Here is a 15,826-nt window from a genome sequence, read left to right as displayed (position 1 = left end):
TTAATGTGACTGCTCTTGTAATAAGTGTCGCGCCTGATGGCTATCCTGTTGAATTTGAGCCTTGAGTGCATCAAGGGAAGCAAATTTCTGTTCATCGCGTAGGAAATATAAAGGTTCTACTTGAATCAGTTGCCCATAAACAGTCTGATCAAAGTCAAAGACGTGTACCTCAAAACGCAAATTTTCACCACCCACTGTCGGACGTTGTCCTAAGTTAGCGACTCCATAATAAGGCTTAGTACCTAACCCATGAACTTTCACCACATAGACACCCCGCCGTAAGGCGAGATTATCAGGCATAGTTAAATTGAGGGTCGGAAAGCCAAGGGTGCGTCCTAAGCGTCGTCCGCCGGATACTCGTCCTGACAGTTGATAGGGTCTACCTAATAAAGTATTAGCCGCAGTCAACTGTGCTTGCGCCAGGTATTCACGAATTAGCGAGCTGCTAATGCGTTGCGTACCCGTTAATACAGTAGGCGTATCGAGGACTTGCATACCATGATGCTGCCCCATGTCCTGTAATAATTGATAATCACCCTTGCGCCCAGCACCAAAGCGAAAATCATCACCCACGACTAAATACTGCACTTGCAACTGATTGATTAGAATTTGCTCTACAAAAGCCTCAGCAGGCATAGTAGCTAGTGCCTCATTAAAGCGTAGGCATACAAAGTATTCAAACTGCTCACGGCGTAGACAGCGCACTTTATCGCGTAAGGGATAAATACGATTAGGCGGCGGTTTGCGAAAATACTCAGCAGGGAGTGGTTCAAAACTAATCACGGTCGAGACTAGTCCACGTTGCTTAGCTTGTTGAATCACATGTTGAATGACTTGCTGATGCCCAAGGTGTACGCCATCAAAATTGCCAATGGTTGCAGCACTAGGGCTAGCAACGTTGAAATCTGTCAGATGGCGCACTAATCGCATTAGCTTAAACCTTGAAACTGTTGTTGGCGTAGCGCCTCATATACCACAATGGCAGCGGTATTGGATAGGTTCAAACTCCGACTTTCTGGCAACATAGGCAAGCGTATACACTGCTCTCCCAAGGCGGCTAAAATGGGTTCAGGCAACCCCCGTGTTTCCGGCCCAAAGAGAAAAATATCCTCTGGTTCAAAGGTCACTTCCGTGTAAGAGCGCTGTGCTTTAGTGGTCAGTGCAAAGAGACGTTTATTAGCCACATGCTGAGCAAAGGCGGCAAAACTTTCATGCTCTTTTACTACCGCTAAATCACGATAATCCATCCCTGCTCGTCGCAAACGCTTTTCATCTAATTGAAAACCTAAGGGATGAATAAGGTGGAGCACACAACCTGTATTGGCACATAAACGCATAATATTGCCAGTATTAGGTGGAATTTCTGGCTCGTAAAGGGCTACTTCAAACATATTATTTTAAATTCTGTTACATACGATAAATAGGGCGTCCACTTAGCCACGCCTGAGTCACTTTGCCATTAAAGCTCCAACCCGCAAAGGGCGTGTTTTTACCTTGGCTGAGCATAGAGTCTAGTTCTAAAGTCCATAAATAATCTGGATCTAAGATGACTAGATCGGCTGGAGCACCCACCTGCAATTTACCTGCTGGGTCATTAATGATCCTAGCCGGTGCAGAGGTGACTTTAGCAATCGCTTGCTCTAAGGATAAATACCCTTGTTCGACCAAACGTAGGGTTAAGGGTAATAAGGTTTCTAAGGCAGAAATACCGGGTTCAGTCTGTTGGAAGGGGGCTAACTTAGCATCAATTTCATGTGGTTGGTGATCCGAGCAAATGGCATCAATGGTATTATCAGCCAAGCCTTGAATCAGTGCTTCACGATCCCGTTCCGCGCGTAGGGGCGGGCGCACATGGCAAAGGGGATTAAAGTCTGCAATATCCATTTCGGTGAGAAATAATTGATGAGCTGCCACATCAGCAGTCACGGGCAAACCCTGTGCTTTGGCTTGGCGAATCAGGCGTACACTGCCCTCTGTCGAGAGGCGGCAAAAATGTACACGGGTGCCCGTCATTTCAATCAAAGCCAGCGTTTGGGCAATAGCAACCGTTTCAGCGGCAGAAGGAATCGCGGCAAAACCTAAACGACTCGCTACAGCACCCTCGTGGACTACGCCTCCTGCGGCTAAAGCTAGCTCTAGAGGATAGATAAAGACGGTAATATTATGGGTAGAGGCATATTCCATTGCTAAGCGTTGTACCCGCAAACTTTGGAGCGGTTGCCAGCCATTAGTGACACCAACACAACCCGCACGCTTGAGGCTGCCCATATTACTAAGGCGTTCGCCCTGTAGATCAAGTGTGAGATTACCCAATACGCGAATATGGGCATGACCTAGAGCCTGATTAATATCTTGAATCAGATTAAATTGCGCCGAATTCCCCACCATCGCTGCCTGCTCAGGTTGATAGGTGAGGGTAGTAATGCCGCTGGCAAGTGCTGCATAGGTTTCACTAGTCAGTGAGTCCAAACTGGGTTCACGTAGCCAAGCCGCTAAATCCACGCAACCGGGCATTAGCATTAAACCCTTTGCATCAATAGACTGCTCGGCATTAAATCCCTGTGGCTCTTCACCTATAAAGGCAATCTTATCCTCAATGATACCTAAGCTATTGATATAACCAGCGGCTTTAGTAGTACATCCTAATAAGCGTGCATTATGAATGACGGTTTTCATGCCATACCTCCCGAACCCATAATCATTGCCATCACCGCCATACGTACTGCAATACCATTAGTAACCTGCTGTAGAATCACCGAACGAGGCCCATCGGCAACACTGCTAGCAATTTCTATCCCACGATTAATCGGCCCTGGGTGCATGACAATGGCATCCAGTTTGGTAAGTTCTAAACGCTTTTCAGTTAAACCATAAAGCCTAAAAAACTCACGTTCAGACGGTAATAAAGCACTTCCCATGCGCTCACGTTGCAGGCGGAGCATAATAACAACATCCACATCCCGCAACCCTTCATCCATATCGGTATAAACCTTAACGCCCATTTTTTCTACATCAAAGGGTAAGAGTGTTTTAGGCGCAATGACCCGCACTTCACCTGTGCTCAGCGTATTTAAGGCATGAATATTCGAGCGAGCCACTCGCGAGTGGAGAATATCACCCACTATCGCGACCTTTAAGGGAGGAAATTCGCCCTTATGCTTGCGGATGGTAAACATATCTAGCATCGCCTGAGTAGGGTGGGCATGACGTCCATCCCCCGCATTTAAGACGCTGACATGAGGAGCGGCATAACGGGCAATAAAGTGCGCGGCACCCGCATGCTCGTGTCTGACCACAAACATATCGGCATTCATGGCCTCAAGGTTGCGTATGGTATCGAGTAAGGTCTCGCCTTTAGAGGCCGATGAAGTACGAATATCTAAACTCGTCACATCAGCACCAAGGCGTTGAGCCGCAATCTCAAAGGTCACACGGGTACGGGTAGAATTTTCAAAAAACAGATTCATCACCGTCTTACCGCGCAGTAAGGGGGCTTTTTTCTGCTGCTTTTCAGGTAAGGAGAGGAATTGTTCCGCACGATCAAGGATTTCCTCTAATAATAAGGGAGACAATCCTTCAATAGTGAGAAAATGGCGTAAGCGACCATCGTTTGATAGTTGCATAGAGGACGGTAGCGCACCGGGAGTAAGATGCTTATACATCAGCAATCAGAGCAATCTAGTTAAATTCGCGCCATGTTACTCTTTTGCGGGGGGGGGATAAATACTTAATCAGTATCTAAGGCGAATTTTCCCTAAATAACCCTTGAAAACGGTGGAATTACCGCGCTGAATATAGTTTAGGCAGTACGATCTACTAGGGTCATATGTAAAGGCTCCGGCCCTTCAATCACATAGACCTTATCCAGCCCCGGTTCTTCGTGTAGGGCACACACCTGCGCCTCAATAGGCAGCTCACGCCCGCCACGTGAGACTAATACGACTAGGGTAATCGTTTTCGGACGTCCATAATCAAATAATTCATTCATCGCCGCCCGCACAGTACGTCCGCTATATAAAATATCATCTACTAACAATATATTGCGATCATCGATCTGAATTGGCATGCGTGAGGGTTGTTTGATTTTTGGTAAACCAGAGAGCTGTAAATCATCACGGTAAAAACTCACATCTAATTGTCCGGGTATTTCTGGCAAGCCGAGGCGCTGGTATAACTCCTGAGCCAACCACACTCCAGAGGTATGAATACCCACTAGTACGGGATTATCTAATTGATGCTCTTGAATATAGCTTCTTAGCTGTTGTTCTAGTTGAGCTAATAAAGCCTGTAGATCATACGTTTTGACCATAGGAAGTCTCCAGCATCCAATTCTCTAAAATAATCGCAGCCGCTAACTGATCGATTTCCTCTTTACGAATTTTGCGCTTACGCCCGGCTTGACGGGCTGAAATCAGGCGCTGATTCGCTTCTTGGGAGGTGAGTTGCTCATTGGCGAGCTGCACCGGTAACTGAGTTTTACGCTCCAAGCGCTTAGCAAATAAGAGGATAGCCTCTTTCATGGCACTGTCCGAGCCATCCAATTTCTGTGGCATACCCACCACTAATAGGCTAGGTTTCCATGTTTCAATATGGTTTTGAATGCCTATCCAATCAGGCTCCCCTTTTTGGGCATAGAGTATGCCTAATGGGGTAGCAAGACCAGTCAGAGTATTGGCTAGCGCAACACCGGTGCGATTTTTACCATAATCAAAGCCTAATACGATCATCATTAGGCGTGACCTGCGGTGACACCCAGTAAATTAACATCTACCCCTAAAGTCGCCGCTGCACCGCGCCAACGATGCGGATAGGGCATAGTGAAAATCAATTCATGGGTAGCCGGACAGGTGAGCCACACATTATCTTTGATTTCTTGTTCTAATTGACCGGCTTCCCAACCAGAGCAGCCTAATACTAATAAAAAGTACTCAGGGCCTTGGCCTTTGGCAATATCCACTAAAATATCTTTGGAGGAGGTGATAAAGAGATCATCTGCAACCCGCATAGTACTTTCCCAAGGATGATGGGAGTCATGCAAGACAAAACCTTGTTCGGTTTGCACAGGTCCTCCACTGAGCACTAATTGTTTTTGTAGCTGTTCATCCTCTAGCTCAATATCTAATTGCTGCATTAAGGCCTGCAGTTTTAAGTCCGTGGGGCGATTAATAGTTAAGCCAAAGGCACCCTCTTCGTCATGCTGACAAACGAGTGTCACGGTATGCGTAAACTGGGGATCACGCATCGCAGGCATAGCGATAAGTAATTGATTACGGAAGGTTGGTATTGAATCCATATTATTCAGTATTAATTGTCCCACTTTTAAATAACCAAGTACGAGTAATATTGAGCTGATCCCACTTTTCGCGAATGGGCATTGGCAAAGGGGGATAGGGGGAGGCTAATTCCACAATACGCACTGCTGCTCTATCCAACACATCAAACCCTGATGATACATCAACATGCACACTCACTACATTGCCGTTATGGTCTAAAGTGGTATTTAAAATCAATTTACCATTTAAGTGGCGCTTAATCGCCTCTTCTGGAAAGTTAATATTACCTACCCGTTCGATTTTTTGAACCCACTCATCAATATATTGTGCTTCGATCACACTTTTAGCACTGACCGCATCAATAAAATGTACCCGTGGACGGCGAGCATAACGCGCCTCTTCTTCGTCCATTTCAGCGAGTAATTGCGCGATTTCAGCGGTTTGATCTGCCCGCTCTTCATCAATGGGTTTTTCTAACTCATCCTCTTGCAGCTCAGGGGATTTGTCCACATGTTCATAGGTTTCACCTTTAGTGGTCAAAATTTGGGGCTGTAATTTAGGAAATACATCGGGCGCACTCGCCGTAGATTTTAAGGGGGCAATCCCCTCGGTAGGTTCTACTTGTAGCGCCGCGAGTGGGCTGGTAGGACGATGATCCTGATCGGTTGAACCGCTGGCTTCTTGATTGGCTTGAGCTAAGAACTTTACTTGATCGGGGGCTTGCTCGCTATGAGTTTGTACTAAGGTAATATCTAACGTAGGTGCTGAACGCACATTAGGGATATAGTCCGGTACAAAGGTAACTCCAAATAACACTAATACATGTAGCAATATAGCTACCGGTAAAGTCTTAATGAGTGGTGAGTGTAATGGTGAAGAATATCCAAACGTAGTATCCATAGTGCTAATCAACTGCTGGCTTAAAATTATTATATCACGTTATAGCGTGCCGACCCTGTGCATCCATCTTAACACCACCCTAGGGACAGTGTCACTTAATGCTCTCAATATTACTGACCCCCCAATACCCAAAAGGTTTAAGCTCCGGGACTTGCGTGCTGCGTCTAAAGGAGTATTTCCATAGCTGTGGTTTGGGAAAACTGGAGTGATGGAGGGTTAAATCGACCCACGCAAAATTACCACTTTCGTAGTCTTTGGTAATAGTCCACTTAAAATCGGGTATCGCTTTCCAAAAGGTTTCAAACTCTTCAAGGGTTTGTTTAGTACCATTTTCTTGCACTTTAAATAGGGTATGAGCAGCAGGGTATTGACCATCTTGAAGATACTGAAAATATTTGGTCATGGCTTGGCGTGCGCTGAGACCCGCAGGTTTTGGTGGCGTATTCTGAGTCGTAGCGGTGGGGTGATCCGGTGTCGCTTCGGGTTTATGAAGGGCGCTTTGTGCGGCTGGTTGGCTGGGTTTAGTGGCAGAGGTTTCTGGTGTAGTCGTATTTGCCGTATTGGTATTAGCGGGAGCCGACGGCTCAGGTTCTTTGGTTTGGGTTTCTGTGAATTTGACTTTAGCACTACCAAAACCAACCTCAGATGGCACAATACCTTTGTATTCTACTAACCAAAATAGAAATGCAAAGGCCAGTACTACGGCTATGATTACTGCTACAGGCCATTTTTCAAACATATTGTTGAACCCCTAAAGTCATTTGTTTTAATACCAACGGATTATAGCAAGCTCCCTGAATGGGGCTAGATAGAGCCATAAAAATAAGGTTGCTAGAACGGTGTACGGAGCACTTGATTAATCACAAAGCCGTCATTTTGACGCAAAAAGTGATTACCTTTGCTCGCCCATACCTCAGATCGTCCATGCAGCGCATAGACATTATTCATATTTTGACTGAAAAAGGGCACGATAAAATCAAATTGACTAGGGCGCTCATTATCACGTACTACCGAAATATAGCGTATTCTAGGATGGGCTTGATGATTTAGCCAATACATAAAATTGCCCGGACGCTCTTCTCTGAGCTGTTGCAATAGGGTACTAGACGCGTCATATAAAGGCCGCAATCCTAAATCATCCGCTAGACGCCCCCATGGGGTTGCCATTATATCGGTAATAAGATTAGAGACTGGGGTTCCGACGTGTGGGCTAGCAATAGTCATTAAGGTATTAATAGGAATAGGACGTTTAGCTAAGAGCCAATAACGGGCGACCACCCCTCCGGCTGAGTGGGCGACTAGCTCTAAGGGTTCCCCGCGCTGTTGATAGATAGTAGCCAAGTATTTATCTAGCCATTGGGCTTGAACCTCAATCAACGCGGTAGAGGGTAAGTCAATGGTATAAAATACATCCTTCGGGCGCTTGGGGAGCTGGGTGGGATTCCATAAGCCACGCGGAGTGGGTTGCCAATGTCCCCCATCGATCCAGCCCGTTGCTTGTAAGCCTTGAGCCACACGATTAGTGCGCCAGTCCATGCCTTTGGCTTGAAAACCGTGAATCAGTACGATAGTTTTAGCATTAGCCTCAATACCCCACAGCAGGCAGAACATTATTAATAATAATTGAAATAGTTTCATGATTAACCTTTGAATAATCCTCCAGTAAAAAAGCATAGATCAAGAAGCAAATTTTTGTCATCTTCAACCGTTTGTCAGGTATATCACTTAATACTTTGAGTGTTGGTTTCGTTTATTTCGTTTAGATGTAAACTGTACTACACTTAGATCTATTCAACATGAACATAACATTAATAAGAAAAGGAGTTTCTTCAATTCAAAGGAGATATCTATTATGTCTTTAGCTTTTAATTATCAAGTACCTACAAAAGAGGAAGCCGAAAAAGCAGCTCAAAGTCGTCGGCAGTTAGTTGCTTTACTAGGTAAAGGTGAGGACGCAGAGCTGCGCCTGTATGATGGTGATAAAGAGTTACAAGTACCTATTAGGGCTATTCATTTCTTAGTGGAAATCTTAGATGCCATGTCGCAGGGTGAGGCTATCTCTATTGTTCCCATTAACAAGGAGCTAACGACCCAAGAGGCTGCAAACTTACTCAATGTATCACGCCCTTATCTGGTACAACTGCTAGAGCAAGGCCAGCTACCCTATCACAAGGTGGGTGTAAGGCGTAAAGTCTTACTAAAAGATTTAATGGACTATAAGAAAAAGCGTGATGAGGAGAGTAAACAATTACTAGATGAGTTAGCGGCTGAGGCACAAAATTTGGATATGGGGTATTAACTCAATGTCAGCAAATTTTACGGTTATCTATGACGCTTGTGTGCTTTATCCCGCCCCATTGCGTGATTTGCTGATGCAGCTTGCTTTAACAAATACTTTTCGTGCCCGTTGGTCGGCACAGATTCAGGATGAATGGATTAGAAACTTAATTAAAAATCGCCCAGACTTAAACCAAGAGCTATTAGAGAAAACAGCTTCTATGATGAATAGAGCTGTTATGGATGCTTTAGTAACAGGTTATGAGTCACTGATAGACGGTTTAACTTTACCGGATGCTGATGATAGGCATGTAGTAGCTGCTGCAATTAAGGGGCAAGCTGAGGTAATTGTAACCTTTAACCTTAAAGATTTTCCGCAGGATTACCTGAGTGAGTTTGATCTATGGGCACAGCATCCTGATGAATTTATACGTGATTTAATTGATTTAACACCTGAAACGGTACTGTTGGCTGCTCATCGCTGTCGAGCTAGGCTCAAAAACCCACCAAAGCTAGTGGATGACTATTTGGATACTTTACTAGCTCAGCAATTACCGCTTACTGTGAACTTTCTAAGAAAAAATAAAGAGCTACTTTAAGCTTAGCTTGTCTTAGTATTGAAATATTTCTCCGTTATAATCTATTCATAATCTTAACAGAGCGGTGCTAAAAAATAGCAATCAGACTAATCTCAAGGATAGAGTATGCCGATTCAATGTGTGGTATTTGATCTGGATGATACCTTGTGGGAAGGTGAGTCCTTGATTCGTAATGCAGAAATCGCCACATACAATTGGCTTAGTGTACATTACCCCCATATTACCGAGCGCTATACATTGGCAGACTTGATTCAGCACCGAATTAATTTCATGAGCCAATATCCCGAATTACACTATAATCTCACCGTCTTGCGTAAGCATTGGCTAGCCTACTTAGCAGATGAGGCTGGATATTCGAGGGCTTTAGTGGATATGGCTTTTATGGTGTTTTGGTTAGCACGCCATCAGGTGCAGTGGTTTGAGGGAGTATTGAGTACTTTAAGACTACTCGCTCAAGAGTATCAGCTTGGTGTTATTAGTAATGGCAATGCTGATGTACATTATCTTGGCGTCGGTGGGCTATTTTCTTTTGTACACAGTGCTAGCACGATAGGGGTAGCTAAACCTCATCCAGCCATTTTTCAGCAGGCTTTACAGAGTGCTAGGCTAACAGCAGATCAGGTGGTTTATGTGGGGGATGATTTAAAAAATGATATTGCGGGAGCACAAGCGGTGGGGATGCGAGCCATTTGGCTACAACAGGCTCAACAGCAAACCCCAACAACGATTCAACCGGATATTACCATACGCCACTTTGCTGAATTGGTATCAGCGCTTAAAACCTTATAAATTAATAATAACCCGCTTTAGCTGCTTTAATCACAACAATTTGAACAAGCTAGGCTACTATTCGACATCACTATTTTCTAGGAGGGTTTATCTATGCAGCATAGTCGGCTGACTGATCCTAGTGCACATACTCTAGATTCATGGGTACAGTTATTTTGGACTTCGGGGCGTGATCAAGATGAGCTGCGAATTCGTCACTTAGTGGATCAGCTCCTGACTAAACCGCTGGATTTAAGCTCACCTTTGGAGCCGAGTGGCTTAGAAATGGCTGAAATCTTGCTCCATTTAGAGGTTGATCAATCCACTCTAATCGCTGCCTTATGTGCGGATAATTATTTTAACTTTCTAAAGCATCATGAGATTAATGAGCAGTTTGGGGTGCAAATTGCCATTATGGTGGACAATATTCGCACCCTACAGCACTTCACCCGTATCACCGAGTTTACCCCGCCTGACCCCGAACCTGCGGCGAAATCTAAAACTAAACATGCCCCACATAGTAATGGCGAGCAATTACGGCGCATGATTTTAGCCATTGTCAAAGACCTACGAGTGGTACTGATTAAGCTAGCGTGGCAATTACAATATCTACGCCTATTATCCCAATGTTCTTCTGAGCGTGAGCTGCAAATGAATGTGGCTCGTCAGACCTTAGAAGTGTATGCACCCCTAGCAAGCCGTTTGGGTATTAGCCAAATCAAATGGGAGTTAGAAGATTTAGCCTTTCGTTTTCAGCAGCCCGATATTTATAAAAGGATAGCCAAAGCGCTCGCTTTTAGACGTTTAGAGCGGGAGCATTATATTGAAAGTGTGATTCAATGTATTCGTGAGTTGTTGGATAAAGAGGAGATTGAGGCCAGCGTCTATGGGCGCCCTAAGCATATCTATAGTATTTGGCGCAAAATGACGCGTAAAAAAATCGATATGGATCAATTATTTGATCTCAGAGCGATTCGCATTATGGTGGATACTGTGGATACCTGTTATCGAGTGGTATCCCTGATTCATGATACTTGGAATTATTTAGAAGAAGAATATGATGACTATATTAGCAATCGGAAAGCGAATGGTTATCAGTCTATTCATACCGTGGTATTAGGGCCTAAAGATCATTATATTGAAATCCAGATCCGTACCTATGATATGCACCACTTCGCCGAGTCGGGGGTGGCGTCGCATTGGAATTACAAAGAGGGGGGCAAGAATAAACAACATCAGGTGATGGATAGTTTACGCCAATCCTTAGAGGAATTATTAGAGCGCAATCGCGGGGATGATGAGTACCTATTAGAAGATTTTCATAATCAAGTTTACTCGAATAGCATCTTTGTCATGACCCCTAAAAGTAAGGTGATTGAGCTATCCAAAGGGGCGACACCGTTAGATTTTGCTTATGCGATTCACACTGATATTGGTCATCGCTGTTTAGGGGCGAAAGTTAATGGTGATATTGTCCCGCTGAATTATGAGCTAACCACCGGGCAACAAGTCGAGATTCTGACCGGCAAAGAAGCCCGTCCGAAGATGAATTGGACTAATATTGCTTTAGGTTATGCTAAATCAGCGCGTACTCGTCAAAAAATTAATCATTGGTTTCGCCAACAAGATCATGAGAAAAATCGCACTACCGGTATCGAGATTTTAGAGCATGAAAAACATATTCTCAATCTACCGCTGGTTAAGTCCGCAGAGTTATACCGTAGTTTTGGGCGGCAAAGTGAGCGTGATTTTTTAATTGCCTTAGGGCGGGGGGAGATTAGCACTCAGCAGTTAGTCGAGCATTTAGTCCGCTCTCCTGAAAGGGATATGACACTACGCAAAGTGCGCCCGCCTAAAGATAGCGTTAGAGTGCCCGGCGGTATTGAGGTGGCGGGGGTGAAGGATCTGTTTACCCAAATTGCCCGCTGTTGTAAGCCGGTCTATGGCGATACGATTATTGGTTTTATTACCCAAGGTAAAGGCATTTCAGTGCATCGCACCCGCTGCTCGAATATTACCAGTCTAGGTACTGAGCAGCAGGCTCGCTTGATTGAGGTAAGCTGGGTTGGCGAGGCCAGTGTGTATGTGGCTGATATTGTGGTGTCAGGTTATAACGAGCATGGTTTGCTACGTGATATCACCAGTGCATTATTTAGAGCACATATTGTGATATTAAGCCTCAATTCTCGCTCCTTACCCATACCGGATGATTTAGTCATTATTGATTTAACGGTGCAAATCGATGATGCGTCTCAATTGGCGGATGTACTGGAGCGACTTATTCAAATCCCTGCGGTAACCGATGCACAACGTAAAAGTAACCTTTAGGTGGTCGCTTGTTTATCGTAGGCGGCTACCATATTGGAAAATAATTTATGGCTAATGCCAGTAATGTCTAAAAAACGTGCCAACTCAGCAGTGACCATGGATTGTTGATAGGAGAGTTGCATAAGCTGTAAGTTATAGCCAAATAGACTATTTATGGCTTGTAATACATTCAGTAATTTAACTGAATCATTACCATATAAATAAACAACCACATGAATAAGCTTTTGATGTAAAAAGGTAATAGCCCCAGTCACAAAGTCGGCAGGTAGCTCGACCCGCACATGTACCGCGCCAACATGGTATAGGTGGGCAGCAAAGTCATCATCAAGGTTTTTAGTAAATAAACTACTTAACCAGTCTAAATGTGTTTTCTTTAATGAGTCGACTCGCCCTTCTAGAAAAACGACGGCATCGTCTATTGCGAGTAAATGTGTATAGAAAGCCTCTGTAATAGCAGGCAAATAGGGTAGTAAGTCGGGGCCAATCGTTTGAATTAACTGTTCCTTTTCTAAGGTCAAATCACAGAATTGCTTGCAATAGCGGTTGATTTTAATGAGATCCATCCCTCACCTTTTGTTCCTAACATGATAAATTTTAATCTGCACTATACCGAAGCAATGCGTAAGAGGCGGAAATGATTAGAGTTGACGATCAACGGTGATCACCGTACCAGCCCGTAGAACTTTGAGACTTACATTAGATGCTTTGGTTATAGTATTGAGCGCTTTTATACCACTACTCATGTTATTAAGGGGAATACCGTTAATTTCAGTGACGATATCGCCAGCTATTAGCCCGGTCGTTTGAAATAATTGCATATTTTTACCGGGATTCACGCGAAATCCTTGCATTTGCCCATTGACTTTAGCAGGAGAGGCCGTAACTAAATCAAAAAGCCGACTATTGTCGGCTAATGCTTGTTCTCTGAATTGCCCCAAACTTAGCGGTTGTTGTTCTGGAGGCAAATCTTCCGGTGAGGGGGGAATAATATCCCCTTGTTTAGGTGCCTCAGGTTGCGGCATATCAATGGGATCAGGCAGCGATTGAGGCATTGGATCATTAAACATAGGTGCCTCATTACTAAAGGCGGGATCAGGCTCTGGCATTGGATCACTAGCAGGCATAATGACTGCCCCATTACTAGGCTGGTCTTTCGTTTCTAAGCTTAAGGTTTGTTTTTTATTATCACCCCAATCTAACACGGCGGCTTTATCGGACACACTGTGTAATACTGCTCCAATATCTACATTTTGATTGTTAATCTTAATGACCAATGGTTCATCAATCTTAAACACCTTTTGCTGCCCACGGATACGCAAAATGGCTAAACCTTCTTTGCCAGGCAAAGCATATACCCCGGTCAGTTCAACCGGCTCTCGTGGCTTTGCGGGTATAGGAGCGGCAACTGCCATAGGTTCAGGTGTTTTCAAGGTTGCTACTTGTACCTGACCAAATAAATTCTGGCGTGCTATTTCATCACCTTCATTCACTTGAGGCGCTTTAGCGGGAATGACTTGTAGGTTAGGGGTATCAGCCAGCTCTTGTTGTGCTTGGTTATACGCTATAAGATCAGCGTCTGCCGGAAACATTAGCCATGTTAAACGGGCTAATAAGGAACCACACACCACAATCAGGGTGAGGGTTAAATAATCGGGCATGCGGTCTAATAGGCGACCTACCCAGGTTCTTTGATTTAAGCTCTGCATAGTGCAAACCTCAACAACAAGCAGGGGTTATACTTGATAGTAATGGCGATACCACTCAATAAAATGAGCAATACCGGTTTGTAAATGAGTAGCGGGTCTATAACCCACATCAGCCACCAGTGCTTCAACATCAGCATAGGTATCGGGTACATCACCCGGTTGTAGGGGTAATAGATTAATAGTCGCTTTGTGTCCTAGTTGGGTTTCAATGGCGCTAATATAATCCATCAACTCTACAGGTTGTTGATTCCCTATATTATAGACCCTCCAAGGAGCAGGACTACTGCTTGGATCAGGGTTTATTGCTTGCCAATTTGGATTAGACTGGGCTGGACGATCTAAAGTACGGATGATCCCGGTCACTATATCGTCAATATAAGTAAAATCGCGTTTATGTTTACCATAGTTATACACATCAATAGGCTGCCCCGCTAAAATCGCTTTCGTAAATTTAAACGGTGACATATCCGGTCGCCCCCATGGGCCATACACGGTAAAAAAGCGTAGTCCGGTAGTGGGCAAGCCAAATAGATGAGAGTAGCTATGCGCCATGAGTTCATTGGATTTTTTAGAGGCGGCATAGAGTGAAATAGGATGGTCTACATTATCACTGACGGAAAACGGCATGCTTTCATTAAGACCATAGACCGAGCTGGAAGACGCATAAACCAAATGTTTAACACCGCTATGCCGACAACCTTCGAGTACATGAGCAAAGCCCGTGATATTGCTATCAATATAAGCAAGAGGGTTATCGAGTGAATAACGTACCCCCGCTTGAGCAGCTAAATGGACTACCGCATCAAAAGCATGAGTCTTAAATAATTCAGCCATACCCTGACGATCTGCTAAGTCCAGTTTAACCAAATGAAACTGTTGCTTAGTATCGTGAGTATTAATTTCCTTAAGCCGTGCTTCTTTAAGTGTTACCTCATAGTAGGCATTGAAATTATCCAAACCCACTACACTATCACCGCGTTTTAACAATGCTAAGGTGACGTGCATGCCAATAAAGCCCGCTGCTCCTGTAACTAGGACGTGCATACCCATTCCTTTATCATCTATATAATTATTATGAGCGTATTAGGCGTGTAGCCACCTCCTGATATTTTTCGGCAGTTTTTTGCGCGATATCAGCAGGTAATTCAGGCCCTGGCGCTGTTTTTCCCCACGTTAATGTTTCTAAATAGTCCCGTACATATTGCTTATCAAAGGAGGGTGGACTCATCCCTACTTGATACTGATCCACAGGCCAAAACCGGGAGGAGTCAGGCGTGAGAATTTCATCAATCAACACCAGCTTACCCTGTTGGTCGAGGCCAAATTCAAATTTGGTATCCGCTATAATAATACCGCGCTTTAACGCATAGCTAGCAGCTTGCTGATAAAGTTGCAAACTGACCGCTCGTACTTGCTCGGCTAGCTCGCTCCCAATGTGTTGCTGCATCTGTGCAAAACTAATATTAATGTCATGATCACCCACTTCCGCTTTAGTCGACGGGGTGAAAATCGGTTCGGGTAGCTGCTCGGCTAATTGCAAGCCTTGAGGGAGTTTAATCCCACAGACTTGTCCGGTCGCCTGATAGTCTTTCCAGCCCGATCCAATTAAATAACCCCGCACAATAGCCTCAACCGGTAATGGTTTAAGACGCTTTACTAACATACTGCGCCCGTCTAGGAGCTGACGCTCGGTGCTAGTTAGGGGTAAATCGTCTAAAGTAAGTGTGCTGAAATGATTCGGGATCACCTCTTTTAAGTAATCAAACCAAAAATTAGCGACCTGAGTCAGAATAATTCCTTTCTGCGGAATTGGAGTAGGGAGCACTACGTCAAAGGCTGAGAGGCGGTCTGTGGTAACAATCAAGATATTGTCAGCATCAATGGCATAAATATCACGTACTTTACCACGTGCAAGCAGTTCTAAATGATTTAAGTGGGTTTCAAACACAACAGATGACATAGTGGGATAATACCT

Annotated in this window: 18 protein-coding genes; 4 read left to right on the top strand and 14 right to left on the bottom strand. The window is 44.4% G+C overall.

Annotated features, from left to right (window positions below; genetic code table 11):
• The 10 genes from A3IK_RS0106070 to A3IK_RS0106025 form a co-directional block, all read right to left on the bottom strand.
• Complete coding sequence (locus tag A3IK_RS0106070; RefSeq protein WP_020559088.1) at positions 1–930, bottom strand: bifunctional riboflavin kinase/FAD synthetase; 930 nt, start codon at positions 928–930, stop codon at positions 1–3.
• Positions 930–1,391, bottom strand: coding sequence for a tRNA (uridine(34)/cytosine(34)/5-carboxymethylaminomethyluridine(34)-2'-O)-methyltransferase TrmL (gene trmL / locus A3IK_RS0106065; RefSeq protein ID WP_020559087.1), 462 nt, complete (start codon positions 1,389–1,391; stop codon positions 930–932). Before trmL ends, A3IK_RS0106070 begins: the two co-directional genes overlap by 1 nt.
• Positions 1,392–1,407: 16 nt before the next feature.
• The gene (locus tag A3IK_RS0106060; protein ID WP_020559086.1) at positions 1,408–2,676 is read right to left on the bottom strand and encodes a dihydroorotase; all 1,269 of its coding nucleotides are present in this window, start codon (positions 2,674–2,676) and stop codon (positions 1,408–1,410) included.
• A complete protein-coding gene (locus tag A3IK_RS0106055; RefSeq protein ID WP_040848775.1) occupies positions 2,673–3,662 on the bottom strand; it encodes an aspartate carbamoyltransferase catalytic subunit in 990 nt (329 codons plus the stop codon). The genes A3IK_RS0106060 and A3IK_RS0106055 overlap by 4 nt, the downstream gene beginning before the upstream one ends.
• A 137-nt stretch (positions 3,663–3,799) precedes the next feature.
• Positions 3,800–4,309: a bifunctional pyr operon transcriptional regulator/uracil phosphoribosyltransferase PyrR gene (pyrR, locus tag A3IK_RS0106050; protein ID WP_020559084.1), complete on the bottom strand. Its 510-nt coding sequence runs from the start codon at positions 4,307–4,309 to the stop codon at positions 3,800–3,802.
• Positions 4,293–4,730 carry a Holliday junction resolvase RuvX gene (ruvX, locus tag A3IK_RS0106045; protein WP_020559083.1) on the bottom strand — a complete coding sequence of 146 codons (438 nt, stop codon included), beginning with the start codon at positions 4,728–4,730 and terminating at the stop codon, positions 4,293–4,295. The genes pyrR and ruvX overlap by 17 nt, the downstream gene beginning before the upstream one ends.
• A complete protein-coding gene (locus A3IK_RS0106040) occupies positions 4,730–5,293 on the bottom strand; it encodes a YqgE/AlgH family protein (protein ID WP_020559082.1) in 564 nt (187 codons plus the stop codon). Before A3IK_RS0106040 ends, ruvX begins: the two co-directional genes overlap by 1 nt.
• Position 5,294: 1 nt before the next feature.
• Positions 5,295–6,173 (bottom strand): energy transducer TonB, encoded by an 879-nt coding sequence (locus A3IK_RS0106035; RefSeq protein WP_020559081.1) that lies wholly within the window; start codon positions 6,171–6,173, stop codon positions 5,295–5,297.
• Between the two features lie 91 nt (positions 6,174–6,264).
• Entirely contained in the window at positions 6,265–6,912 is a 648-nt protein-coding gene (locus A3IK_RS0106030) for a hypothetical protein (RefSeq protein ID WP_020559080.1), read from the bottom strand.
• Between the two features lie 92 nt (positions 6,913–7,004).
• On the bottom strand, positions 7,005–7,811 hold the full coding sequence (locus tag A3IK_RS0106025; protein ID WP_020559079.1) for a lipase family alpha/beta hydrolase: 807 nt from the start codon (positions 7,809–7,811) through the stop codon (positions 7,005–7,007).
• A 214-nt stretch (positions 7,812–8,025) separates the two neighbouring features.
• Between A3IK_RS0106025 and A3IK_RS0106020 the strand changes: the two genes are divergently transcribed.
• The 4 genes from A3IK_RS0106020 to A3IK_RS0106005 all read left to right on the top strand — a co-directional run bounded on the left by A3IK_RS0106020 (position 8,026) and on the right by A3IK_RS0106005 (position 12,145).
• On the top strand, positions 8,026–8,472 hold the full coding sequence (locus tag A3IK_RS0106020) for a helix-turn-helix domain-containing protein (RefSeq protein ID WP_020559078.1): 447 nt from the start codon (positions 8,026–8,028) through the stop codon (positions 8,470–8,472).
• A gap of 4 nt (positions 8,473–8,476) precedes the next feature.
• Complete coding sequence (locus tag A3IK_RS0106015) at positions 8,477–9,049, top strand: PIN domain-containing protein (protein WP_020559077.1); 573 nt, start codon at positions 8,477–8,479, stop codon at positions 9,047–9,049.
• Between the two features lie 105 nt (positions 9,050–9,154).
• Positions 9,155–9,838, top strand: a complete 684-nt coding sequence (locus A3IK_RS0106010; RefSeq protein WP_020559076.1) for an HAD family hydrolase — start codon at positions 9,155–9,157, stop codon at positions 9,836–9,838.
• 93 nt (positions 9,839–9,931) lie between these two features.
• On the top strand, positions 9,932–12,145 hold the full coding sequence (locus tag A3IK_RS0106005) for a RelA/SpoT family protein (protein WP_020559075.1): 2,214 nt from the start codon (positions 9,932–9,934) through the stop codon (positions 12,143–12,145).
• Here A3IK_RS0106005 and A3IK_RS0106000 read toward each other — a convergent pair.
• From A3IK_RS0106000 to A3IK_RS0105985, 4 genes are all read right to left on the bottom strand, one after another.
• Entirely contained in the window at positions 12,142–12,708 is a 567-nt protein-coding gene (locus tag A3IK_RS0106000; protein WP_020559074.1) for a protoglobin domain-containing protein, read from the bottom strand. The two genes, A3IK_RS0106005 and A3IK_RS0106000, sit on opposite strands and share 4 nt — an antisense overlap.
• Before the next feature lie 75 nt (positions 12,709–12,783).
• On the bottom strand, positions 12,784–13,851 hold the full coding sequence (locus A3IK_RS0105995) for a type II secretion system protein N (protein ID WP_020559073.1): 1,068 nt from the start codon (positions 13,849–13,851) through the stop codon (positions 12,784–12,786).
• 27 nt (positions 13,852–13,878) lie between these two features.
• Positions 13,879–14,895 carry an NAD-dependent epimerase gene (locus A3IK_RS0105990; RefSeq protein WP_020559072.1) on the bottom strand — a complete coding sequence of 339 codons (1,017 nt, stop codon included), beginning with the start codon at positions 14,893–14,895 and terminating at the stop codon, positions 13,879–13,881.
• 28 nt (positions 14,896–14,923) lie between these two features.
• Complete coding sequence (locus A3IK_RS0105985; protein WP_020559071.1) at positions 14,924–15,811, bottom strand: phosphoribosylaminoimidazolesuccinocarboxamide synthase; 888 nt, start codon at positions 15,809–15,811, stop codon at positions 14,924–14,926.
• Between the last annotated feature and the right edge of the window lie 15 nt (positions 15,812–15,826).

The organism is Thiofilum flexile DSM 14609 (assembly GCF_000380185.1).
Taxonomy (GTDB): domain Bacteria; phylum Pseudomonadota; class Gammaproteobacteria; order Thiotrichales; family Thiotrichaceae; genus Thiofilum; species Thiofilum flexile.
The sequence above is the reverse complement of the archived record's forward strand: the minus strand, read 5'-3'. Positions and strand labels throughout refer to the sequence as shown.